Consider the following 23131-nt stretch of genomic DNA (forward strand, 5'->3'; position numbering starts at 1 on the left):
AGATGGATGCAGTGATACCGATTTTAATAGCCGTCGTTTTCGCGGCCGTTGTCGCATCTCTCATTTTGGCGCTTCGTTCCGCCGCAGCACGGGGCGAAAAAGGTGCCGGTGCGGGAGGCAAACAAAAGAGCAGACGCCTCGTTATCCGCGAGTGTTCGAAAAAGCTCGCGCGCGATCCGCGCAACGTAGAGGCGCTCTCGACGCTGGGCGAACTGTATTACGACGAGCAAAATTGGGATAAAGCGTTCCCGCTCTACAACCTCCTTTTCGATTTGATACCGACGCACGTCGAAATCAATGCGGGAAAGGCGGCTGCGCGGCAAGGCATTTCCGCGTTTCATCTCAATAAATTTGAAGACGCCGAACGCGGACTTTTGTCCGCATGCAAATTCGAGCCGGACAATTTCGATGCGAACTTTTATCTCGGACGGCTCATGTATCAAAAAAACGAATACGAAAAAGCAATCCTGTGTCTCAGGAAAGCGCGGTCGATCGATCCCGAATCGACGGAAACGGACGAACCGCTCGGTTTGGCGTATTTTAAATCGCAGCATTACCGTGAAAGTATTCCCTTCCTTCGCCGCGTGCTCGATCAGGATCCGACCGACAAAGACGCGCTTTTTGCGATCGCGACGGCGATGGATAAAACGGGCTACGGCGATAAAGCGCTTAAAGTGTTTATGCACTTGCGCCCGGATCCCCGGTACGGCGCTCAGTCCTGTCTTTCGGCGGGCTTGATCCACGAACACGCAAATCAGTATCAGCTTGCAGAGCAGGATTACGAAATCGGTTTAAAGCTCGAAGAGGTTCCACTTGATCTGCAGACGACGCTGCGCTATCGGCTCGCGAACGTGTATCTCGCGCAAAAAAATATCGGCAAAGCGCTCACCTATCTCAAAGAGATACAGGATACGGTGCCGGGCTATAAAGACGTGCCCGCTCTGATCCAGCGCTATCAGGAACTCAATACGAACGCGAACCTGCAAACCTACCTCATGTCGCCGACGGGCGATTTTGTAGCGCTCTGCCGCCGCTTTGTCGCTTCGTATTATTCCGATGCGACGGTAAAGATCGAAGACTCTACGGTGACGCAGGAGTTCGTCGAAATCCTCTGTACCGTCGATACGCCGCGCTGGGAAGATTCCGAGCTGTTCCGTTTTTACCGCAGCACCGGAGCGATCGGTGAATTGTACGTGCGCGAATTTCACGCAAAGCTCCGCGATATGAAATGCGACAAAGGCTTTTGCATCACGGCGGGTGCGTTTACCGAAGGCGCGCACAAATTCTCCGAAGGCCGTCCCATCGACTTGATCGAAAAAGGACGCCTCGTTTCGATGCTGAAAAAGCTTATGTAAGCGGAAAATCGGCTGTAGGACCGACAGCAGCTCCGCCCTTTGCGCGGGGAACTTCGTGCTCGTTGCAAGTCGCGCGGGGAACTTCGCGCTTCGCGCTCGTTGCAAGTGGCGCGTCTTTTCGCAATCGATATCGAAATTTTCCGTACTTCCCTTTATCCGCCGTTTCCATTATAACTATCAATATGCGTTCAAACACTACGGTCGATATCCTCGACTCGACACTGCGCGACGGCGTACAGGGCGAAGGGATCAGTCTTTCGGTTCAGGATAAAATTCACATCGTGCACGCGCTCGACGAACTCGGAGTTGCGTATATCGAAGCGGGGAACCCCGGCTCGAATCCGAAAGACATGGAATTCTTTCAGGAGATAAAAAAAACGCCGCTTGCAAATGCGAAACTCTGCGCTTTCGGCGCGACGCGCAGAAAAGATATTTCGTGTGCGGAAGACGTAAACGTGCAAAGCCTTTTGGCGGCGGAGACGGAAGACGTCGTCATATTCGGAAAGTCGTGGACATTCCACGTCGTCGATATTATTAAAACGACGCTCGAAGAAAACCTTTCGATGATCCGCGATACGTGCGCGTTTTTAACGAAAAACAAGCGCCGCGTCATCTACGACGCCGAACATTTTTTTACCGGCTACCGGTACGATAGAGACTATGCGCTGAAAACGCTCAAAGCTGCGATCGAAGGGGGAGCCGGTGTACTCACGCTTTGCGAAACGACGGGCGGCTGCCTCATCGACGAATGCAAAAAAGCGGTCGCCGATGTGTACGCTCATTTCGGACGCGAAGCCCTTATCGGTATCCACACGCACGACGATTCGGGGCTTGCCGTTGCGAACTCGCTCGTCGCGGTCGAAGCGGGAGCCCGTCACGTACAGGGAACGCTTCTCGGTTTCGGTGAGCGCACGGGAAACGCGAACCTTGCGACTATCATCGCCGACTTGCAGTTGAAGATGGGCTATACCTGCCTTCCGGACGAAAAGCTGAAATCGCTTACACCGATCGCGCGGCGAGTAGCCGAAATCGCGAATATCGCCCTGAATCCGCAGCTGCCCTACGTCGGCGCGAACGCGTTTGCGCACAAAGCGGGCATGCACATCGATGCGGTTATCAAAAATCCCGATGCGTACGAACACATCGCTCCCGAAAGCGTCGGAAACTCCCGCGTGTTCCTCATGAGCGAAGTTGCCGGCCGCAGCATGATCATCGAAAAGATCAAGAAATTCGATCCGGCGATTCAAAAAGACGATCCGGTCGTTTTGGGAATTATTAAAAAAATGAAAGAGCTCGAATTCGAAGGCTACCAGTTTGAAGGAGCCGACGGAAGTTTCGAACTGCTCGTGCGCAAAACGATCGGAAAATACCAGCCGTTTTTTACGCTGCATTATTATCAGACGAGCGGCATCAATCCGAGGCCCGAAAAGGGAGTCAACGCATGTGCTCAAATCAAAGTGGAAGTCGACGGCCAGATCGCGGTGACCGCAGGCGAAGGCGACGGCCCCGTCAACGCGCTCGATATCGCGCTCCGCCGTGCGCTCGAAAAATTTTATCCGGCAGTAAAAAAGATCCGGCTCACCGATTTTAAAGTCCGCGTCATCGACGGAAAGTCCGCGACCGCAGCCCGCGTCAGAGTCCTCATCGAAAGCACCGACGGAAACGATTCGTGGACGACGGTCGGCGTTTCGGCGGATATCATGGAAGCCTCGTGGCTCGCCCTCGTCGATTCGTTCGAATATAAATTGATAAAAGATATCGAAAAACATTTTCGAAAAATGATATGAGCACGCATGTCGGATTTTAATAATTAATAAAATTCGATTGTATGTGCGCTAAGTGAGGTTGATATGAAAAAAACGATTGCGCTTATTCCCGGCGACGGGATCGGACCGGACGTCGTAGCGGAAGCGGTGCGCGTGCTTGACGCCGTCGCAAAAAAATACGGGCACGAATTTGTATACAAAAATGTCGTTGCGGGAGGGGCTGCGATCGACAGCCGGCAAAATCCGCTTCCGAAAGACCAGCTCGATATCTGCCTCGCATCCGATGCGGTGCTGCTCGGAGCCGTCGGCGGACCGAAGTGGGACAACGTCGCGCCTGAAATGCGCCCCGAAAAAGCGCTCCTCGGTTTACGGGGCGGCATGAAAGTGTACGCGAACCTCCGTCCCGCCGTCATGTTCAAACAGCTCAAAGAAGCCTGTCCGCTCAAAGATTCCGGCGACGGCATCGATATCCTCATCGTGCGCGAATTGACCGGCGGCATCTATTTCGGCGAGCGGGGTACGTCGGAGGACGGAAAGAGCGCATGGGATACGGAAACGTATTCGTGGCATGAAATAGAGCGCATCGTGCGGCTCGGCTTTGAAGCGGCGCAAAAGCGGCGGAAAGTGCTCACGGTCGTCGACAAAGCGAATATCCTCAACACGAGCCGACTGTGGCGCAAAGTTACGGAAAGCGTCAAAGGCGATTATCCCGACGTTTCGCTCGGCTATATGTATATCGACAACGCGGCGATGCAGCTCGTGCGAAACCCGAAGCAGTTCGACGTCATCGCGACGAGCAATATGTTCGGCGATATTTTAAGCGACGAAGCGAGTCAAATCACCGGTTCCATCGGCATGCTCGCATCCGCGTCTCTCGGCGACGGAAGCGGGCCGGGACTCTACGAACCGATTCACGGATCCGCGCCCGACATTGCGGGTAAAGATGCGGCGAACCCGCTTGCGACGATTTTGTCCGCAGCGATGCTTTTGCGCTACAGCTTTCACGCGGAAACCGAAGCGCGCGCGATCGAGACTGCCGTCGAAAGCGTGCTCGACGAAGGCTGGCGCACCGGAGACATTGCGGGAGATATTGCGGCGGTAAAAGCTGCGGGAAAACTTGCCGGCACGAAAAAGATGGGCGAGCTCGTCGCCGAGCGTATTGCGGGATAGGACACGGGCGGGAAAAACGGCTGAAATATTTTGAGGTATATATGATACGCAGCGAACTGCTGATGAAAAGCGGCGCGGTGAAAGAAGTTGCCGAAGCGTTCCATAAAAAATTTCCAGGTAAAAAACCCTTAATCATAGAAGATACGAATACGCAAGCCCTTGCCGAAGATATCATCGTTTCCCGGTTTGACGAATGCAGCAGTCATTGTTTCGATGCAAAAACGATATATGCGGACGATGAGCACGTTTCGGCTGTGCAGAGGGCGCTCGAAGAAAAGCCCGACGCCATCGCCGTTGCGCTCGGAAGCGGCACGATCAACGATCTGTGCAAGCGGGCATCCTATGTTGCAGGGGAGCGGCCGTATATGTGCATCGCAACCGCACCGTCGGTAGACGGCTTTACGAGCAACGGTGCGGCCATTACCGACCGCGGATTAAAGACGACGCTTCCGTGTCCCGCTCCCGTTCTCGTTGTCGCAGATACGGATATTTTGTCGAACGCGCCGATCGATATGATCGCAGCAGGTTACGGCGATTTGGCGGCGAAAGTTCCTGCGGGCGCGGATTGGCTTATTGCAGATGCGCTCGGTATCGAAAAAATCGTTGAAAGCGTGTGGGATATGGTACAGCCCTCGCTTAAAGCCGCGATTTCCGAGCCTGCAAAACTTCGCGCTCGGGATCCCCAAACCGCAGCGGCCGTTTTTACAGGGCTCATTCAAACCGGTTTTGCAATGCAGGAGTATTTCGATTCCCGCCCGGCAAGCGGCGCCGAGCATCTTATGAGCCACGTATGGGAAATGCACGGTTGCTGCACCGTCGGCGGTAAAGAAGCTTCTCACGGTTTTAAAGTTGCGATCGGTACGCTGACGACTACCGCGATTATGGAAGAATTATTAAAATTATCGAAAAGCGATGTGGAAAAAGCGGCCGCATCGTATACACCCGAAACGTGGGAAGAGCGGCAAAAATCGATCGCGCATTTTGTCCGAGAGCCGTCGGTGCGGGACAGACAAATCGAAATATGCCGGAAAAAGTTTTTGGAAGGGGATGCGCTTGCCGCGCGGCAATCTGCGATTGCCGACAAGTGGGACGAGATGCGGCAAAAAATCGAAGGGCAGATCATCCCGTTTGCAAAGCTGAAAGAGATGTTTCAAACGGCCGGTTGTCCGACCGAACCGAGTGATATTTGTCTGTCGATCGAAGATCATCGGTACGGTATGCGCGTTGCTCAGATGATGCGGAACCGATATACTGTTGTCGATTTGCTGTACGAAACGGGACTGCTTGATGCGATGATCGAACGCATTATCGATCCTGCAGGCACCTATTTCAGCGCATGGGACAAAGCCTAATATACTGCCGCAGTGTGCTGTTTTTAAGATGAGCTTGCCGTCCGGCACAGCGTCCCTATATTTTTTGTAAAGGAGGCGGCGATATGGAATTAAATAACGGCGGATCGTGCGGCTGCGGAAAAAAACACGTATGCGACGTAAAAAAATTAATAATCGAAAAAGGTGCGCTTGTATCGCTTCCGTCATTGCTTTGTGAAGCCGGCGCCGAAAAACCGTTTCTTATAATGGACGAAAATACGAAAAAAGCGGCGGGCGATACGGTTTCGGATATTTTGAAAAATGCCGGCATACCGTTTTCATCCTATGTATATGAAACGATCGAGCCGCTTGCGCCGACGGAGGAAACGTTCGGGCGCGTTATGATGTTTTGGGATCCGTCCTGCGATTATATCGTTGCGGTCGGGAGCGGAGTCATCAACGACGTTTCAAAGCTCGTATCGCGCGTGAGCGGACGTCCGTATATCCTCGTTTTGACGGCGCCGAGTATGGACGGCATGGTTTCTCCGACTTCATCGATGGACGTGCAGTCGCTCAAAGTATCGCTTCCGTCCGCTACGGTGCACTCCGTCGTTGCGGATATCGACGTTTTGGCACACGCTCCTCGGCGCATGATTTTGGCGGGATTCGGCGATATGCTTGCCAAATATGTGAGCGTAACGGAATGGAAGATTTCGCACATCATCACCGGCGAATACTATTGCGAAAAGATTGCATCTCTTCTGCAAAGCGCGCTGCAACAGGTATTCGATGCCGCCCCTCGTTTATTGTCGGGGGACGAAGAGGCGGTACGGACATTGACCGACGGACTCCTGCTTGCCGGCTGCGCGATGGCGTATGCGGGCGTTACGAGGCCTGCGAGCGGCATGGAACACTATATTTCACACATCATCGATATGCGGCATCTCGTCTTCGGAACCCCTGCGGATTTGCACGGTATTCAAGCGGGCATCGGGACGCTGTATACGCTGAAATTGTATGAGGAAATCGAAAAGATCGATGCGATAGATATTGCAAAAGCCGAGCGGTATGTCGCCTCCTTCGATTACGATGAATGGAGCAAAACGCTGCGCGCCTTTGTCGGAAAATCCGCCGAGTCGATGATCACACTCGAAGCGAAAGAGCGCAAATACGATAAAGCCTCGCACAAAGCACGCATAAAAAAGATTGCCGAAAAGTGGCCCGAATTGCGCAGTGTGATGAAAGAGATGCTTCCGCCTTCGCAGAAAATCGAAGATACTATGAAAGCGCTCGGCATGCCCCTGCGTCTTACGGAACTCGGTGTCGCCCCGCGCGATATTCCGACGCTTGTAAAATGCACGAAAGATATCCGCGATAAATATGTGGGAACGCGCCTGCTTTGGGATATCGGCGAACTTGACGAAACAGTAAACAGGGTCGCTCTTTAAATCAGTCGATTGCACCTGTCCCGCGGCTTCGCGTTTCATTTGTGTATCGGGGTTATTGTCATTTGTGCATACATTTTATTGCCCTGTATGCCTCTAGACATACTGCCGTTTTTTTTGTTATAGTACGAACGGCGTCGTACCCAAGTGGTAAGGGACGGGTCTGCAAAACCCTTATGCAGCGGTTCAATTCCGCTCGACGCCTTGGGCCGGAATATCGCATGATGTTCCGGTTTTTTTATCGGGGCGGCGTATGGAAACCATTTCGTGCGATTACATCATTGTCGGAGCAGGCAGCGCGGGACTCGCGTCGGCGCAATATGCCGCGCGTGCGGGTTTGCGTACGGTCGTTTTCGATCCGTTCGGTCCGGGCGGACAGGTGCTGCAGATCGTCGAGCTTGAAAATTATCCCGGCGTCTTTCCCGCCGTTACAGGAATCGATTTTATCGACACGATGAAAAAGCAGGCGGAATTTTTCGGCGCGCGGATCGTGCAGGAAAAAATCGCTTCGATCGATAAAATCAAAAATACGTTTTACGTTCGTGCGGAAGGCGGCGTCTATACCGCTTCCGCGCTCCTTATTGCGACGGGTGCCGAACACCGTATGCTCGGCGTTCCCGGTGAAAAAGAATTGACCGGCAGGGGCGTTTCATATTGCGCGACCTGCGACGGTCCTTTTTTCCGAGATAAAGCGATCGTCGTCGTCGGAGGCGGAGATTCCGCGTGTACCGAAGCGCTCTACCTTGCAACGCTTTCTCCGAATGTTACGCTCGTCCATCGCAAAGCGCAATTCCGCGCGGAGTACGCCGTCGTCGAAAGAGTGAAAAACGAAAAAAACATAAACGTCAAATACAATACGCTCGTAAAAGAAATCCGCGGAAACGGACGGGTACAATCCGTATTGCTCGAAGATACGGAGACGAGCGTGCAGACGGAACTGCCTGCCGCCGCCGTCTTCATCTTTGTCGGCATGAAAGCACGCACGGCTCTCTTCGATACGCTGCCGAAAGATAAGTCGGGCTATATCGTGACGAACGAAAAGATGGAGACGATCATGCCGGGCTTGTACTGTGCGGGCGATGTGCGTGCAAAGCCGTTCCGCCAAATCATTACGGCCGTTTCCGACGGTGCGATTGCCGCGCACGAAGCCGCCGAATACATAAAGCGCATTTCACCGCCCGGAGACGGAACATGAAACGCTTTGCAAAATCGATATTATTAATTATTAATATACTGATCGCCGCTTTGCCGCGCGTTTTTGCACAGAGCGAAACGAGCGCCGAACCGCTTCGAGAGCTTCCCCGTGATGTCACGTTTTGGAGCGATTATCCGGCGGAGACGCTTGCACGCACGATCGTCGAGCGCATGAGCGATGCGGAATGCCTTTCGCAGATTTTTATGTTCGGCTGGGCGGGTGCGGAGCCCGAACAGCTTTTGTACGATTGGGTTTCCCGCGGGCTCGGCAGCGTAAAAGTGTTCGGATGGAACACCGACGATATCCGTCTCGTCGCAGAGTCGATTTTTTCGCTGCAGCGGAGCGCGGCGCAGACGAGATTTAAAATACCTCTGTTCGTCGCGACAGATCAGGAAGGCGGCTGGATCCGCCATGTCAAAGGGGAAACGTCGATCACGCCGGGCAATATGGCGATCGGAGCTGCGGGCTATCCCGTCGACGCGTGGTACAGCGCGTATTATATTTCGCGCGAAATCAAAGCGCTCGGCATCAATATGAATTTTGCGCCGTCGGTCGACCTCTTTACCGACCGCGCTTCTTCGATCATCGGGCCGCGCTCCTTCGGCGACGACCCCGAACGTGCGGGTATCCTCGGCGCGGCTTTTTCCGCCGGCAGTATCGCGGCGGGCGTCATCCCTACGGCAAAACATTTTCCGGGACACGGAGACACCGACGGCGATTCGCATGTAAAGCTCCCCGAAATCGATATCGACGAAAAGACGTTTACGCATCGCGAACTCGTTCCGTTCGAATACCTCGTCAGGCAAAAAATCCCCGCGATCATGTCGGGACATTTGAGTTTTCCGAAAATCGATGCAAGCGGTGCGCCCGCATCCCTTTCAAAATATTTTCTCACCGATTTGCTGCGCGGAAAGCTCGGTTTTGACGGATTGATCATCACGGACGATATGATGATGAACGGAGATACGCTCTATGCGGGTTCTTTGACGAACGCGTTTTACCTCGCGATAGCGGCAGGCAACGATATCCTCATCTCTTCTACGACGGCGCGTTTAAACGAACCGCTGTGGGCGGTAAATCTTGACCGAATGAAAACAGACGGCGCATTTCGTGAGCGCGTAAAAGATGCGGCATACCGTGTCCTAAAAGCGAAACTCGACTATTTTAAAAGCGGAAACGCAGCTCCTCTTTATCCCGACGCGGCTGCGATTCGACGGCATATCCCCGATAAAGAAGGCGAAAAGTTTTTTCTCGAACAGGCGTGCCGATCGATTACATTGTACAAAAAAGGTACCCTGCCGCTTTCGAGCAAAGATGCCGGCCGCGTGCTCTTTGTCGGCTCGCTTTCAAGATTTTTCAGTGAAGGAAAGCGACGCTATGTGTCTTCCGGCGATTACCGTTTTTCTTCGGAGCCGGGACCGAACGAAACGCAGTATATGTGCGACCGCATCCTTGAAAGCGCCGCTTCTTACGACACGGTCGTCTGCTGCGTTTCCAATGCGCAGTCTGCACGTATCGCGCGCATGCTCAAAGGAAGCGGAAAGAGAGTCGTGATCTTTTCGATCATGTCGCCGGAATATGCGCTCGATTTCGGCTGGACGGATTCCGTTGTCATGGGATACAGCTGGTCGGCATATACCTTCGATGCTATGTTCGGCGCACTTGCAGGCGAATACGAAGCTCAAGGAACGCTGCCGTTTAAACCGTAAAGCGCTTGCACCGATACGGTTGAGCGCATTTTCAATCAACGTGCTTTACGAATGCCGTTTACGCGCTTTAACCCGCTCTCCGCTGTCGCCTTTTTTGAGCCGCTGAAAAAATTATTAATCTTTCGGGATCGCAACTTTTTTTGTGTACTTCCAGTTGTAGCTGTGCGTGTCGGGAAGCTTGCCGTCGATGCGGTCGTTTTGCGCCTGCAGCTGATCGCGTATGAGCTTTCGAAAGGCCGTCATAAGCGGTTCGGGATTCGCATTTTCGTTTGCAAGATGTACGGACTGCAGCTCTTTTATGAGATAATAACAGGATTCGATCGTGGAGATGTAATCGGGAGAAGGCTCACGCTTAAACGTAAACTCGGAGCGGTAGCTGCCTGCAAAAGAGAGACGCGGAAGATCAAGCAAAAAAGCGCTGTGCTCGATCACTTTGCGCGAACAAAACCACGTCGCGTCGATGACGAGAACGAGAAGCGTTTTGTCCCCGATGAGATCGGCAAATCCTTCGGTGCGTACCGTGTTCACATCTTTTCCCGGGTAGAGCAGCATGGGAAAGTAGCGCTCATCGGAAAGCAGTTCGTGCAGGCGCTCGTTTTTTGAAAAATCGAGCCCGATGAGGATTTCCGAATCGACGAGCGACACGTGCGCGATGCGGCCTGTTCCCGTACGCTCGCGCTTGGCTTCTTTGGGATGCATGAGCAGCACGAATTTGACACCCGCGTCTACCGGCTCCGCGTATTTGCAGAGACAGCAGTGCACGGGCCGAAAGCAGCGCCAGCAGCGATCGCTCATACGCCGAGCGATTTTAATAAATCGGCTTTGCTCATCGCACCCGTTTGCTGAGCGGCGGCTTTGCCGTTCTTAAACAAAATAAACGTCGGAATGCTCATGACGCGGAATTGCGCGGCAAGGCTTTCCTGTTCGTCCACGTTGACTTTGCCGACTTTCAGTACGCCTTTTTTTTCTTCGGCGATTTCCGAAACGACCGGCCCCATCATGCGGCACGGACCGCACCACGACGCCCAAAAATCGACGAGTACGGGAAGATCCGATTCGAGCACTTCGCTGTTAAAATTCTCCGCAGTAAGCGTGAGTTCCATAATTACCTCCGGTATATTATTTATTATAAAATTGTATTTATTTAAATATAGTCTTTTCTTATTGTAAAAGCAAATGAAATTCGCTACAGTGATAATCGCAAATTCGTCGGCTTTCACAACACGGCCGACTTTTTGCATATCTTTACGGGTGGTGCTATGACAAAAGATTTGACACAGGGAAAACCGTTTCCGCTCATCCTCGAATTTTCGATCCCGGTGCTGCTCGGCTATCTCTTCCAGCAGTTTTACAACCTCACCGATACGGTCATCGTCGGAAAATCTCTCGGCATTCAAGCGCTCGCGGCCGTCGGTTCGACCGGCGCCGTGAATTTTTTAATAATCGGATTCGTCATGGGCGTATGCAACGGTTTTACGATCCCCGTATCGCAGCGTTTCGGTGCAAAAGATTTTTCGCTCATGCGGAAGTACGTCGCGAATATCGTATACCTGTGCGTCGCGTTTTCCGCCGTCATGGCTGTCGGCACGGTTATCTTTTGCGATCCGCTCATGCTTGCTATGGAAACGCCGGAAGACATCCTTTCTCGTGCGGGCGACTATATCAGGATAATCTTCGCAGGCATTCCGCTTACGTTTTTATACAATATAACGTCAGGTTTGATCCGAGCGCTCGGCGACAGTAAAACGCCGGTATTTTTTCTCGTGCTTTCGTCGGTGCTCAATATCGCACTCGATTTGATTTTTATCCTCGTGTTTCACTGGGACGTGCAGGGAGCGGCGCTCGCGACGGTTATCTCGCAGGGAGTCGCCGGCATCGCCTGTCTTTTGTATATGATCAAAAAGTTCGACATCATCAAACCGAAAGGCGACGAGCGAAAATTTAATAAAAATTATTGCAGCGTGCTGTGCGGCGTCGGCGTGCCGATGGGGCTGCAGTATTCCATAACGGCGATCGGAAGCGTTATCCTGCAAGCATCGGTGAACGGACTCGGTTCCGCCGCCGTCGCCGCAGTTACAGCCGCGACCCGCGTGGGGCAGTTTTTCTGTACGGTATTCGATGCGCTCGGCACGACGATGGCAACCTACGGCGGACAAAATACGGGTGCCGGCAAAATCGACAGACTCGGTGCGGGCGTGCGCGACAGTATGATTATCGCCTCTGCGTATTCGATGATTGCACTCATCATATATTTTATCTTCGGCGATTATCTTGTCATGCTCTTTATGAACGGAGAGCAGACGGAAATTATTAAAAATGCAAAACTGTTTTTGCTGCAAAACGGTTCCGCATACGTTCTTTTGTCGGTCGTAAATATTTTCCGATTTATGATTCAAGGCATGGGATTTTCGCGCTTTGCGATTTTTTCCGGCGTGTTCGAAATGATCGCGCGTATGCTCATGGGCGTCTTTATGGTACCGCATTTCGGTTTTGTGAGCGCGGGTTTCGCTTCTCCGTTCGCATGGCTTTTGGCAGACTGCTTTTTGATACCCGCGTTTATCCGCTGCAAGCGTACGCTTGCAAAACAATTTAACAAGCGATAGTTTTCGACGTGCTCGGTATCACGTCATATCGATAAGGCAGGCGGGGAAACGACACCGACGGTTTCTTTTCCCCGCGCCCTTATTCTTCCCTCCTGCGTATGTCCGCATTTTCGTGCAAATCGACGGATCCGATTTCTTTTCTTAATAATTTTTTTATGTTGCCAGTCCGTCCGCTTTTTGCTACACTGCGCCTATGGTCATATCTTCCATTGATTTAAAAGACGGACGCGTCGTGCAGCTGAAAAACGGTGCGCAGCCGGTGCTTGCGCGGGATGATGCGGAATCGCTCATCGAAGAATTCGACAGGTACGGCGAAGTCGCCGTCATCGATTTGGATGCGGCGCTCGGAAACGTCGATGTGCGCGGCGACACGAAAAATACGCCGCTTTTAAAGAAGCTTTTGCGCAAAGGCAACGTGCGCACGGGCGGCGGCATACGCAGCGTGGAACGCGCAAAAGAACTCGTGTCACTCGGTGCGGAAAAAGTGATCATCGGTTCTGCGGCCTGGAAAAAAAATCCGAAAGCGGGAGAGTGCCCGCTCGATGTCGAATTTCTCGAAGCTCTTGTCCGGGCGATCGGCCGCGAGCGCGTTATCATCGCCGTCGATGCGAAAGACGGAAAAGTTGCAGTGCACGGATGGACGGAAACGACGGACGTGCCCTTCATAGAAGGAGCCGTGCTTGCGGAAAAATACTGCAGCGAAATTTTATTTACCTGCGTCGAAAAAGAAGGCTGTATGCAGGGCGCCGATACGGATGCGGTCAAAAAACTGCGCGAAGCGGTGCAGTGCCGCATCGTCGCCGCAGGCGGCGTTTCGTCGGCGGAAGAAATCGTGCAGCTTGAAAAGCTCGGATGCGACGTGCAGCTCGGTATGGCGCTCTACACCGGAAAGGTTTCGCTCGGCGATGCGTTTATCGGCTGTTTGAATTGGGATAAAGTCGAGCTCATTCCGGTGATCGCGCAGAGCGTAAACGGAGACGTGCTTATGCTCGGTTATGCGAACCGCGCAGCGTTTGAAAAAACCTTTGAAACGAACAAGCTGACTTTTTTCAGCCGTACGCGGGGAGTGCTGTGGACGAAGGGCGAGCACAGCGGACACTATCTTGGGGTGAAAAAACTTCGCGCCGACTGCGATCGGGATACCGTGCTTGCGACGGTCGTCCCCCACGGGGGCGTGTGCCATACGGGAAGCTTTACCTGCTTTACGGGCGAAGCGGACGAAACGTCGTCCGCCGGAAGATTGTACGACATCATCGCGGACAGGTTTGCGCACCCGAAGCCCGGTTCTTATACTGCGACGCTCGACGGAAAGCGCGTTCGTGAAAAGATTTTGGAAGAAGCCGACGAGTTGTGCAACGAAGCGGAGACGAAGCAGGATGTCGTGTGGGAAGCCGCGGATCTGTTTTATTTTATGAACGTGCTCATGTACCGCGAAGGCGTCACCTGGCACGACGTTTATGCAGAGCTCGACAGACGACATAAGAGCACATAAATCCGAGCAGTGCGGAGGATTTATGTGCGTCTCCTATAAAAAGAAAAACGGCTCTGCCGTTTTTCAACTCTCGACTTCAAGAATGCTTCCGAGCAGTGTTCGTTCGCGGTACATCCGTGTACCGCTCACTACCGCATTTTTGCTTTGCAAAAATGCGCAGTTGTTTTGCAAAAGTGCGACACGGCATCCGTGCCGTGCATTGAATAAAACAAAGATTCCCGTGCAACTTGCAACGAGCGCGAAGTTCTCTGCGCTTTGTGTCCTCATAAGGAATTGCAGTCGGCTTTCATACCTTTTTCATGCTGTAGACGGGGCGTTGCGGGGTGTCCCCGCTGGAAGGGGTAGCGAACGGCCGTATGAACGGAGCAAGGGGAAAACGACAGTTTTACGCTTGCGGAGTGAAAAGGACGGGAGCGAGGGGGAGGCTTCCCCCTTTGTCAAGGATAGTAACAAGAGTATTGACTAAATGCCGACTCGGGGGTACGATTTCGCATCGCCTAAAATCCAAACGGTTTTCTACGATAATATTATTTTTACGATATTGTTAATGCAAAAAGACAGCGGAGCGCCGTGCACGGACTGTGCCGTATTTCCGCGGGGAGCGATTATGAAACGATTGATCGGCATACTTGCAGCGCTGTGCGTTTTGGCCGGCTGCAAGGAAACGAAAAAGACGATTAAAATCGGCATCGTACAGCTTGTCGAACATCCGGCACTCGATGACGCATATAAAGGATTCGTCGACGCTCTTTCCGAAGCGGGCTATGTCGACGGAACGAATATTTCGATCGATTACGAAAATGCGCAGGGCGAACAGGCGAACTGCGTTACGATCGCACAAAAGCTCGTAAACGACCGAAGCGATTTGATCCTCGCGATCGCAACGCCCGCGGCGCAGGCTGTGGCGAATCTTACGAAAGACATCCCGATCCTCGTTACGGCCGTCACCGACCCCGAAAGCGCAAAGCTTGTCAAATCGAACGATGTGCCGGGTACGAATGTTTCGGGTACGTCCGACTTGACGCCGTGTACCGCGCAGATCGATTTATTGAAGCGTCTCGTGCCGAATGCGAAAACCGTCGGTATGCTCTATTGTTCGAGCGAACAGAACAGCGTCTTTCAAATCGGTCTTGCAAAAGCGCAGTGCGATAAACTCGGACTTGCATATATCGACGCGACGGTATCGAGCACGAACGAAGTGCAGCAGGTGACGCAGAGCCTTGTCGGTAAAGTGGACGCGATCTACGTGCCGACGGACAATATGGTTTCATCGAGTATCGTGACGGTCGCGCAGGTTGCGAACGAAAACAGGATCCCGACGATCGTCGGAGAAGAAGGCATGGTGGAGCGGGGTGCGCTTGCGACGTACGGCATCGATTATTATGCGCTCGGAAAACAGACGGCTTCTATGGCACTCGATATTATTAAAAACGGAAAAAAGCCCGCCGATATGCCGATCCAATATCTCGAACACTGTACGCTTGCCGTCAACCGCGATACGGCGGCGAAGATCGGCATGACTATTCCCGACGATTTGAAATAAAGGGGAGCGTTCGAAAAATTCGCTTTTCGGATACGATCGATAATCGGCAGGGCAGCCGCCGGCGGAGTTTAAGCAAAGATGGGATTGTTGTTTGCAGTGCACGGCGCTCTCGCCGTGGGTATTTTATGGAGCGTGATGACGCTCGGCGTATACATTACGTTTCGAATTCTCGACATAGCCGATCTCACCGTCGACGGAAGTTTTGCGACGGGAGGAGCGGTTTCCGGTGTGCTCATTGCGCACGGCGTACATCCGCTCCTTTCGCTTTTGGCAGCTTTTGCGGCGGGTATGCTTGCAGGCCTTGCGACCGGTCTTTTGCACACGAAAATAAAAATACACGTGCTGCTTGCGAGCATCCTCACGATGATCGCTTTGTATTCCGTCAATATCCGCATTATGGGAAAGGCGAACACGCCGCTGCTCGGCGTCAATACGGTGTTGACTTTTTTTACCGATAAGTGCGGTTTTACCGCGGCGAACGCTTCGCTTGCCGTCGGCGCCGTTTTTGTCGCGTGTATCGTCGCTCTCATGTATTGGTTTTTCGGAACGGAAATCGGCAGCGCTATGCGCGCGACGGGAAACAACGAGCGGATGGTGAGAGCGCTCGGCGTCAACACGGACACGATGAAAATGCTCGGTCTCATGCTTGCAAACGGTTTCGTTGCGCTGTCGGGCGGGCTCGTCGCGCAGAGTCAGGGATACGCGGACGTCGGTATGGGAACGGGCGTCATCGTTATAGGACTCGCGTCGATCATCATCGGGGAAGTCGTATTCGGAAAGCGTTTTGCGTTTTGGTATACGCTGCTTTCGGTCGTCTTCGGTTCGGTCATCTATCGGATCGTCATCGCGATCGTGTTGCAGCTCGGATTGAAATCGACCGATTTGAAATTGTTTACGGCGATCATCGTCGCGTCTTCCCTTTCCGTTCCCGTCGTCAAAGGAAGCGTCGCGCACCGCCGCCGTTCGGCCATCCCCGGTACAAAAGCTTCGGATGCGGAAGTTCCGCACGATACGGACGTAACCGACACGGCAGGGACATAAGCGATGTTAAAATTATTCAACGTATCGAAAACATTCAATCCCGGAACGATCACCGAAAAGATCGCGCTCAAAAATATCAACCTCGAAATCGACGACGGGGATTTTATCACGGTTATCGGCGGTAACGGCGCGGGGAAATCGACGCTGCTCAATCTTATCGCGGGCATTCACTTTACCGACACGGGCTCTCTTTTTCTCGACGGCATGGATTTGACCGGTATGCCCGAATACGCGCGCGCGAAATACTTGGGCCGTGTGTTTCAGGATCCGATGATGGGGACGGCGGCGAATATGCAGATCGAAGAAAACCTCGCGCTTGCGATGAGGAGAGGCAAACGGAGAACGCTTTCGTGGGGCGTGCAGCCTGCCGAACGCGCGCTCTACCGCGAAAAGCTTGCGCTCCTCGGCTTGGGGCTTGAAAAACGCATGACGAGCAAAGTCGGTCTTCTTTCCGGCGGCCAGCGTCAAGCGCTCACGCTGCTCATGGCGACGCTGCAAAAACCGAAATTGCTTTTGCTCGACGAACACACTGCCGCCCTCGATCCGAAAACCGCAAAAAAAGTGCTCGATTTGACGGAAACCTTTGTCGCCGACGGCGGACTTACGACCTTTATGGTGACGCACAATATGAAAGATGCGATACGCTGCGGCAACCGCCTCATCATGATGAGCGAAGGGCGTATCATTTACGACGTGAAAGGCGACGAAAAGAAAAACCTGCGCGTCGAAGATTTGTTAAAACGTTTCGATGCCGCAGGCGGAGAAGCGAACGATCGTCTCCTGCTTTCGTGAAAAGGCCGCGCATAGAGGCGCGGTAAATAAAAAGTGCCGTGTGCGTTCGCGCAAAGCTGCAATCGCGGAATCAAACGCACAGATACACACGGCACAGATTTTACTGATGTTCAAGTATGTGGATCGATTTTTCTTTTATGCCGAATTCGATTTCGGAACCTTCTTTGTATATCGTTTTTGCCGACGGGTTGTAATCGGAAAACTCGAGTTCCTTGCCTTGGAAGCTTACCCAATAATCCTGACAGATGCCCATGTACACGCTTTTTACGACGCGCGCTTTGAAATCGGGTTTGCCGACTTCGACCGCTTCCGGCCGCACGACCATAGTGATGGTATCGCCGACGTTCCACTTCGTCGGTTTGGGAATCGTATACGATGCGCTTTCGATATCGACTTGCGTCGTCGTATCGGTTTTCGATTTGATCGTGCCTTTGATAAAATTCGCTTTGCCGATAAAGTTCGCGACGAATTCGTTTGCGGGCACTTGGTATACTTCTTCGGGCGTACCGACTTGCTGTATGATACCGTCTTTTAAGATGACGATTTTATCGCTCATCGCCATAGCTTCGCTTTGGTCGTGCGTAACATATACGGAAGTGATACCCGTCTCTTTTTGGATCCGCCGTATTTCATCGCGCATGTGGAGGCGCAGTTTCGCATCGAGGTTTGAAAGCGGTTCGTCGAAAAGCAAAACTCCGGGTCGCAAAACCAAAGCGCGCACGAGTGCGATGCGTTGCTGCTGTCCACCGCTCATCTGTGCAGGAACGCGCTGGGAAAAATCGTCCATTTTGACGACTTTCAATCCTTCCAAAACGCGTTGTTCCATGTCCGTTTTTTCGCATTTTTGCAGCTTTAAACCGTAGGCGATATTGTCGAAAACGTTGAGGTGCGGGAAAAGCGCATAGTTTTGGAATACCATACCCAGCCCGCGCTTGTCCGGTGTTTTGGAGATGACGTCTTCGCCGTCGATGAGGATTTTGCCGCCGGTCGGTTTTTCAAACCCCGCGATCATCCTCAGTATCGTCGTTTTGCCGCATCCCGACGGTCCCAAAAGCGTTACGAATTCGCCGGGGTTGATCGTTAAATTGACTTGCTGAACGGCTTTTACCGTACCGCGCGTACTTGTCGTAAAAGTTTTTGTTAAGTTTTCCAGTTTTACTTCTTTTGCGTTTGTTGTATTCATTTTAATATCCTTCATCGAGATTGATTCCCATCTTTTTCATAAAGAGGTACATGATCGACATAAAGAGCGCTACGATTGCGATGAGCACGAGGCAGTACGCATTTGCGGCTCCGTACAGACCCTGGTCGACTTGATTCATGATCGCGACCGTAAGCATCTGCCACTTCGCCGAAACCAAAAATATGATCGTACTTACCAGCGTCATACCGCGTATAAACGCGTATACGAGCGAGCTGAAAAATACCGGACGTATGAGCGGTATGGTGATCGATGAAAAAACTTTTTTCATGCCGGCGCCGCTGATACATGCCGCTTCTTCGATCGACGGATCGATCTGTTTTAAAGCCGCGATCCCGGCTCTCGTTCCGATAGGCATACTGCGGATGACGAGGGCGACGACTAAAATAAAACTGGTACCCGTTAAGATGATCGGCGGCGTGTTGTAGGTGAGTACGTAGCCGAGACCCAAAACGGTTCCGGGCAGCGCGATCGCGATGAGGATAAACCATTCGAGCGTGCGTTTGCCGGGAAAGTTTTTTCTGACGATGAGGAAAGCGGATACCATCGCCAAAATCGAAGAGACGGGCGTGGCGATCAAGGCCAAGACGGAAGTGTCTCTGATATAGCGGCCGCCGTATGAAAATACGTATTGTATCCATTTGAACGAAAAAGAAAAATCGGCTCCCCACATTTTTACGAAAGCGCCGATCGGAACCATCGCGTATAAGCTGAGAACGAACAGCGACAGCAGCAGACAGACGAGATAGACAGGTACGGTAACTTTTTTACTGTCGATGAGGATGCGCTGCTTGGACGCTTTGCCCGTAACGGTGACGTAGGATTTTTTCCCTATGACGCTGTTTTGCAGATAAAACGCCAGTACCGAAATGAGCAGCAGGATGACGGCCATTGCGGTAGCTCCGGTCATATCGTAGCTGCCGATACCCTGTTGATAGATTTGTACGGCCATCGTCGTAAAGTTGCCTCCGATAACGATCGCGTTGCCGAAGTCCGCCAAACTTTGAATGAAGAGCAGCAGGACGACATTTGCCAAGCCGGGAGCCATCAGCGGCAGGGTTATGGTTCGGAATACCCTGTTTTGATTGGAGCCGAGTGCTTGTGCGGCTTCTTCGATCGACGGATCGATGTTTTGCAGCATCGCGGTGAGCATGAGATAGCCGGTCGGAAAAAACGACAGCACTTGCGTAAAGGCCAATCCCCAAAAGCCGTAGATGTCCGGGCGTATTCCTAACAATTTATACGTAATGAGACCGCTTCGTCCGAAGAGGAGAATGAACGCCAGAGAAATGACGAAAGGCGGCGATACCATCGGAAGGATCGAAAAGATTTTAAAAATCCGCTTGTGCGGTATGGCGAGGTACGTGGTCGCATACGCAAAGATAAACGCAACAACCGTTCCGAGCAGCGCAACGACGATACCCAAAATCAATGTATTGGAGATGATGCCTAAATCGTACGCATTTTTAAAAATACTTGTATAGGCTTGCAGCGAAAATTTTTTGCCGCTAAAAACGCTTTCTTTCAGTATCGTAAAAAGAGGGATGATGATAAACATGATGACGACAACGCTGACGCTTATGACCGCCGTCAATTGCGCCGGATCCCTCATCGAAAATTTTAAATCGTCAAAACGTGCCGATAAGATATTTTTTCTTTTATCGGCCGAATCGGAAGTATTGTTTTTTGACATTGAAGTCTCCGTAAAAAGGAAAGGGAGCGAACCGGACGATCTTCGCCGCCCCCGTTGTGAGGAACGAATCCTATGCCCGCTCGGCTTTCGGATCCGTTCCGTAGTGAAACCGTTATTTTTTCGGTGGTGTCGTTTTTGTAAGTGTATTGAATTTATTGAGGAATTCCGAACGGTGCGCTCCCGACCATGCGTCGTCCTGTACGATCAGTTTTGCGTTTTTGATCGATTCGACTTCTTTCGGCGGACGCGCTTTGGGATTGGTCAAAAACTGCAGTGCGTTGACAGTCTGACCGATTTCCTGACATTCGGGAGTGAGAACGAAGTCGACGAATTTTTTCGCAGCGTCCATTTCTTTTGCACCTTTGATGATGGCGACGGCTCCGATTTCATAGCCGGTACCTTCGGACGGCGTGGACATGACGATGTGCTGGTATCCTTCGCGCTTGAACGCGACCGCGTCGTGAAGATAACCGATCGTCAGCGCCGTTTCGTGCAGCTGCACCATTCTGCCGCCTGCCGAGCCGCTTTTCGTGTATTGACGCACGTTTTCGTTGAATTTCTGAATATATTTCCATCCTGCATCTTCGCCCATAACCTGCAAAATCGTCGTGAGCATATTGTATGCCGTCGAAGAGGAACCGGGATGCGCCATGACGATTTCACCCTTTAATCTGGGGTCGAGCAAATCCTGCCATGACTTCGGAATGCTCATCTGATGCGCGTCGAACCACTCTTTATCGCCGTAAAAGCCGAGATAGCCCGAATAAATTCCCGTCCATGCGCCGTTCGGATCTTTGAACTGAGCCGGGATAGCCTTCGCTTCCGGGCTGATATAGTGCTCGAGCAAACCTTCGTTGTCCGCTTCGATAAAGGTGAGAGAACCGCCGCCGTACCATACGCTCGCCTGCGGGTTTTCTTTTTCGGCTTTGATCCTGGCAAAGATTTCACCGCCACTCATGCGCACATAATTGGTTTTGATACCGGTTTTAGCCTGGAAGGCTTTGCAAACGGCTGCGGCGTGCTCTTCAAGCAAACCGGCGTATACCGTCAGCGTTTGTTCTTTTTCACTGCTCCCGTTCGAAAAAACGGGTATGCTCATGAGAGCGGCAGTAAGAGCAGCGATAAACAGTGTTTTTTTTCATTATTCCTCTTTCAAGGAATTTATGTATTTATAAAGTGTAAGGGCAGTTTTGCTATTTGTTAAGTTTTTTTAATTGTTGTTTATTTGAAGATCAAAATTTTGTAGATGAAATTCAATAAAATATTCTCATAAATAATAAAAACAAATTTTTTTAATTAGGAAATAATCTTACCTTCTGTAAGTATGAAACTGTTTTTACGATTTACCACCTTGATTCCACATATTTTTATTTATAATGCGGAATCCCGGATAAGCATACTCTTCTTATTCTAACTTTTCACTGAACCCGCAGTCATTCCATCAAGAAAGTATCTTTGAGCAAACAAATACATAAGTAAAACAGGCAGACATCCCAATAAACTCATAGCCATCATTTCGTTCCATTCGTATGCGTGTTGTCCCATCAACTGCTGTATTCCGATAGGAACCGTCCTCATTTCGTTGGTTTTTGTCAGCGTCAAAGCAAATAGAAATTCATTCCACGAAAGTAAAAAAGTGTATACTCCGGTAGCTATAATTCCGGGTATTGAAACAGGCACTAAAACTTTCCATAACGCAAGAAAACAAGAACCTCCGTCAACAAGAACAGCTTCGTCCAATTCTTTCGGCAATGTATTGAAGTATCCTGTCATCATTAAAACGGCATAGGGCAGGGTAAAAACCATATAGGTAAAAATCAGTGCAAAATATGTATTATATAAACGAAAAGAAACGAGCATTCCAAAATAAGGAATGAGTAATGTGATAGGCGGAATTGTTTGTGTTGTTATAATAAATATATTTAAAAACTTTTTCCCTATAAACGAAAATCTACTGAAAGCATATCCCGCAAGAATTCCTATAATCAATGTCAAAAATGTCACCGATAGCGCAACAAAATAACTATTAAAAAAATATCTGAGTTTGATAGAATTTGAAAAAATAGCTTTGTATGCACTTAAGGTAAACACTTTCGGCAATAATTTAGGAGGAAGTGAGAAGATTTCCGTATTCGATTTTAGCGAACAAAAAAACATCCAGAAAACAGGAAACGAGGCGTATACCAATCCGGCAAGTAATGCGATACAGACTAAAACCGAAGCTAACGAATTATTTCTTTTTATAGACTTACCCATCTTTATCCTCGTATTTTTTGTTTCTTTACATAAAAGAACGCCATAAAGAGAGACAATATAAGAATAATAACAGCACTTGTTGCAGCCAATGAAAACTTATAATTACTAAAAGCGAGTTTATAGGTAAAAGTGCTTAGCATTTCCGTAGCATGTATGGGACCTCCGCCCGTTGCCATCCAAACAAGAGGAAACACTTGCATTGTCCAAATAAAATCAAGCATAGCGATGCTCAATATTATCGGAATGAGATGCGGAATTGTAATAACGGCAAATTGCTGAACGATATTTGCACCATCGATAACAGCTGCTTCATAGTAGTCTTTGGGAATACTTTGCAAGCCGGCTAAAATACTTACCATATAAAAAGGGTATCCTGCCCAAATATTTACAAAGGTTAATGCATGGAGCGCCCATTTTGAGGAAGAAAACCATTCTATATTTGATTTTGATATGTGTAAATACGAAATAACATAATTTATTACCCCATTTGGATTCAATAGCAATCTCCATATAACTGCTATAATCGTTGCTGTAAATATCCAAGGTAATATATAGAATAT

At 50.9% G+C, this 23131-nt stretch carries 19 protein-coding genes and 1 tRNA gene; 13 read left to right on the forward strand and 7 right to left on the reverse strand.

Annotated features, from left to right (window positions below):
* Positions 1-2: 2 nt before the first annotated feature.
* From JSQ97_RS03700 to JSQ97_RS03735, 8 genes are all read left to right on the forward strand, one after another.
* Positions 3-1355 carry a tetratricopeptide repeat protein gene (locus JSQ97_RS03700; protein WP_205074807.1) on the forward strand — a complete coding sequence of 451 codons (1353 nt, stop codon included), beginning with the start codon at positions 3-5 and terminating at the stop codon, positions 1353-1355.
* Between the two features lie 182 nt (positions 1356-1537).
* A complete protein-coding gene (cimA, locus tag JSQ97_RS03705; protein WP_205074808.1) occupies positions 1538-3142 on the forward strand; it encodes a citramalate synthase in 1605 nt (534 codons plus the stop codon).
* Between the two features lie 63 nt (positions 3143-3205).
* Entirely contained in the window at positions 3206-4291 is a 1086-nt protein-coding gene (leuB, locus tag JSQ97_RS03710; protein ID WP_205074809.1) for a 3-isopropylmalate dehydrogenase, read from the forward strand.
* 41 nt (positions 4292-4332) lie between these two features.
* Positions 4333-5643, forward strand: coding sequence for a sn-glycerol-1-phosphate dehydrogenase (locus JSQ97_RS03715; protein ID WP_205074810.1), 1311 nt, complete (start codon positions 4333-4335; stop codon positions 5641-5643).
* 83 nt (positions 5644-5726) lie between these two features.
* Entirely contained in the window at positions 5727-7049 is a 1323-nt protein-coding gene (locus JSQ97_RS03720) for a sn-glycerol-1-phosphate dehydrogenase (protein ID WP_205074811.1), read from the forward strand.
* A 130-nt stretch (positions 7050-7179) separates the two neighbouring features.
* Positions 7180-7251 (forward strand) — tRNA-Cys (locus JSQ97_RS03725).
* Between the two features lie 48 nt (positions 7252-7299).
* Positions 7300-8241, forward strand: a complete 942-nt coding sequence (gene trxB / locus JSQ97_RS03730) for a thioredoxin-disulfide reductase (RefSeq protein ID WP_205074812.1) — start codon at positions 7300-7302, stop codon at positions 8239-8241.
* Positions 8238-9950, forward strand: coding sequence for a glycoside hydrolase family 3 protein (locus JSQ97_RS03735; protein WP_205074813.1), 1713 nt, complete (start codon positions 8238-8240; stop codon positions 9948-9950). The genes trxB and JSQ97_RS03735 overlap by 4 nt, the downstream gene beginning before the upstream one ends.
* Before the next feature lie 114 nt (positions 9951-10064).
* Here the strand turns inward: JSQ97_RS03735 and JSQ97_RS03740 are convergent, their stop codons facing one another.
* Together JSQ97_RS03740 and trxA are read right to left on the reverse strand one after the other, a co-directional pair.
* Positions 10065-10745 (reverse strand): tRNA-uridine aminocarboxypropyltransferase, encoded by a 681-nt coding sequence (locus JSQ97_RS03740; protein ID WP_205074814.1) that lies wholly within the window; start codon positions 10743-10745, stop codon positions 10065-10067.
* Positions 10742-11053 carry a thioredoxin gene (gene trxA, locus JSQ97_RS03745; protein ID WP_021331264.1) on the reverse strand — a complete coding sequence of 104 codons (312 nt, stop codon included), beginning with the start codon at positions 11051-11053 and terminating at the stop codon, positions 10742-10744. The genes JSQ97_RS03740 and trxA overlap by 4 nt, the downstream gene beginning before the upstream one ends.
* Positions 11054-11209: 156 nt before the next feature.
* Here trxA and JSQ97_RS03750 point away from each other — a divergent pair, with 156 nt between their 5' ends.
* From JSQ97_RS03750 to JSQ97_RS03770, 5 genes are all read left to right on the forward strand, one after another.
* Positions 11210-12553 carry an MATE family efflux transporter gene (locus tag JSQ97_RS03750; protein WP_205074815.1) on the forward strand — a complete coding sequence of 448 codons (1344 nt, stop codon included), beginning with the start codon at positions 11210-11212 and terminating at the stop codon, positions 12551-12553.
* A 193-nt stretch (positions 12554-12746) separates the two neighbouring features.
* Entirely contained in the window at positions 12747-14045 is a 1299-nt protein-coding gene (gene hisIE / locus JSQ97_RS03755) for a bifunctional phosphoribosyl-AMP cyclohydrolase/phosphoribosyl-ATP diphosphatase HisIE (protein WP_205074816.1), read from the forward strand.
* Between the two features lie 607 nt (positions 14046-14652).
* Positions 14653-15588, forward strand: coding sequence for an ABC transporter substrate-binding protein (locus JSQ97_RS03760; RefSeq protein ID WP_205074817.1), 936 nt, complete (start codon positions 14653-14655; stop codon positions 15586-15588).
* A 78-nt stretch (positions 15589-15666) separates the two neighbouring features.
* Positions 15667-16629, forward strand: coding sequence for an ABC transporter permease (locus tag JSQ97_RS03765; protein WP_205074818.1), 963 nt, complete (start codon positions 15667-15669; stop codon positions 16627-16629).
* 3 nt (positions 16630-16632) lie between these two features.
* Complete coding sequence (locus JSQ97_RS03770; protein ID WP_205074819.1) at positions 16633-17421, forward strand: ABC transporter ATP-binding protein; 789 nt, start codon at positions 16633-16635, stop codon at positions 17419-17421.
* A gap of 100 nt (positions 17422-17521) precedes the next feature.
* Here the strand turns inward: JSQ97_RS03770 and JSQ97_RS03775 are convergent, their stop codons facing one another.
* The 5 genes from JSQ97_RS03775 to JSQ97_RS03795 all read right to left on the reverse strand — a co-directional run.
* A complete protein-coding gene (locus JSQ97_RS03775) occupies positions 17522-18604 on the reverse strand; it encodes an ABC transporter ATP-binding protein (RefSeq protein WP_205074820.1) in 1083 nt (360 codons plus the stop codon).
* A gap of 1 nt (position 18605) precedes the next feature.
* Positions 18606-20315, reverse strand: a complete 1710-nt coding sequence (locus JSQ97_RS03780) for an ABC transporter permease (protein ID WP_205074821.1) — start codon at positions 20313-20315, stop codon at positions 18606-18608.
* A gap of 112 nt (positions 20316-20427) precedes the next feature.
* Positions 20428-21414 carry an ABC transporter substrate-binding protein gene (locus JSQ97_RS03785; protein WP_205074822.1) on the reverse strand — a complete coding sequence of 329 codons (987 nt, stop codon included), beginning with the start codon at positions 21412-21414 and terminating at the stop codon, positions 20428-20430.
* A 311-nt stretch (positions 21415-21725) separates the two neighbouring features.
* Complete coding sequence (locus JSQ97_RS03790; RefSeq protein ID WP_205074823.1) at positions 21726-22571, reverse strand: carbohydrate ABC transporter permease; 846 nt, start codon at positions 22569-22571, stop codon at positions 21726-21728.
* 2 nt (positions 22572-22573) lie between these two features.
* Positions 22574-23131: carbohydrate ABC transporter permease (locus JSQ97_RS03795; protein ID WP_205074824.1), on the reverse strand; the 558-nt coding region annotated here is incomplete at its 5' end.

This window comes from Treponema sp. Marseille-Q4523, from assembly GCF_016901105.1.
Lineage (GTDB): Bacteria > Spirochaetota > Spirochaetia > Treponematales > Treponemataceae > Treponema_D.

Coding starts and splice junctions, on each gene's coding strand:
- JSQ97_RS03785 (WP_205074822.1), bottom strand. CDS start 21,414: ATGAGCATACCCGTTTTTTCGAACGGGAGCAGTGAAAAAGAACAAACG.
- JSQ97_RS03770 (WP_205074819.1), top strand. CDS start 16,633: ATGTTAAAATTATTCAACGTATCGAAAACATTCAATCCCGGAACGATC.
- trxB (WP_205074812.1), top strand. CDS start 7,300: ATGGAAACCATTTCGTGCGATTACATCATTGTCGGAGCAGGCAGCGCG.
- JSQ97_RS03790 (WP_205074823.1), bottom strand. CDS start 22,571: ATGGGTAAGTCTATAAAAAGAAATAATTCGTTAGCTTCGGTTTTAGTC.
- JSQ97_RS03780 (WP_205074821.1), bottom strand. CDS start 20,315: ATGTCAAAAAACAATACTTCCGATTCGGCCGATAAAAGAAAAAATATC.
- JSQ97_RS03720 (WP_205074811.1), top strand. CDS start 5,727: ATGGAATTAAATAACGGCGGATCGTGCGGCTGCGGAAAAAAACACGTA.
- JSQ97_RS03700 (WP_205074807.1), top strand. CDS start 3: ATGGATGCAGTGATACCGATTTTAATAGCCGTCGTTTTCGCGGCCGTT.
- JSQ97_RS03715 (WP_205074810.1), top strand. CDS start 4,333: ATGATACGCAGCGAACTGCTGATGAAAAGCGGCGCGGTGAAAGAAGTT.
- JSQ97_RS03735 (WP_205074813.1), top strand. CDS start 8,238: ATGAAACGCTTTGCAAAATCGATATTATTAATTATTAATATACTGATC.
- cimA (WP_205074808.1), top strand. CDS start 1,538: ATGCGTTCAAACACTACGGTCGATATCCTCGACTCGACACTGCGCGAC.
- JSQ97_RS03765 (WP_205074818.1), top strand. CDS start 15,667: ATGGGATTGTTGTTTGCAGTGCACGGCGCTCTCGCCGTGGGTATTTTA.
- JSQ97_RS03760 (WP_205074817.1), top strand. CDS start 14,653: ATGAAACGATTGATCGGCATACTTGCAGCGCTGTGCGTTTTGGCCGGC.
- JSQ97_RS03750 (WP_205074815.1), top strand. CDS start 11,210: ATGACAAAAGATTTGACACAGGGAAAACCGTTTCCGCTCATCCTCGAA.
- leuB (WP_205074809.1), top strand. CDS start 3,206: ATGAAAAAAACGATTGCGCTTATTCCCGGCGACGGGATCGGACCGGAC.
- JSQ97_RS03775 (WP_205074820.1), bottom strand. CDS start 18,604: ATGAATACAACAAACGCAAAAGAAGTAAAACTGGAAAACTTAACAAAA.
- JSQ97_RS03740 (WP_205074814.1), bottom strand. CDS start 10,745: ATGAGCGATCGCTGCTGGCGCTGCTTTCGGCCCGTGCACTGCTGTCTC.
- trxA (WP_021331264.1), bottom strand. CDS start 11,053: ATGGAACTCACGCTTACTGCGGAGAATTTTAACAGCGAAGTGCTCGAA.
- hisIE (WP_205074816.1), top strand. CDS start 12,747: ATGGTCATATCTTCCATTGATTTAAAAGACGGACGCGTCGTGCAGCTG.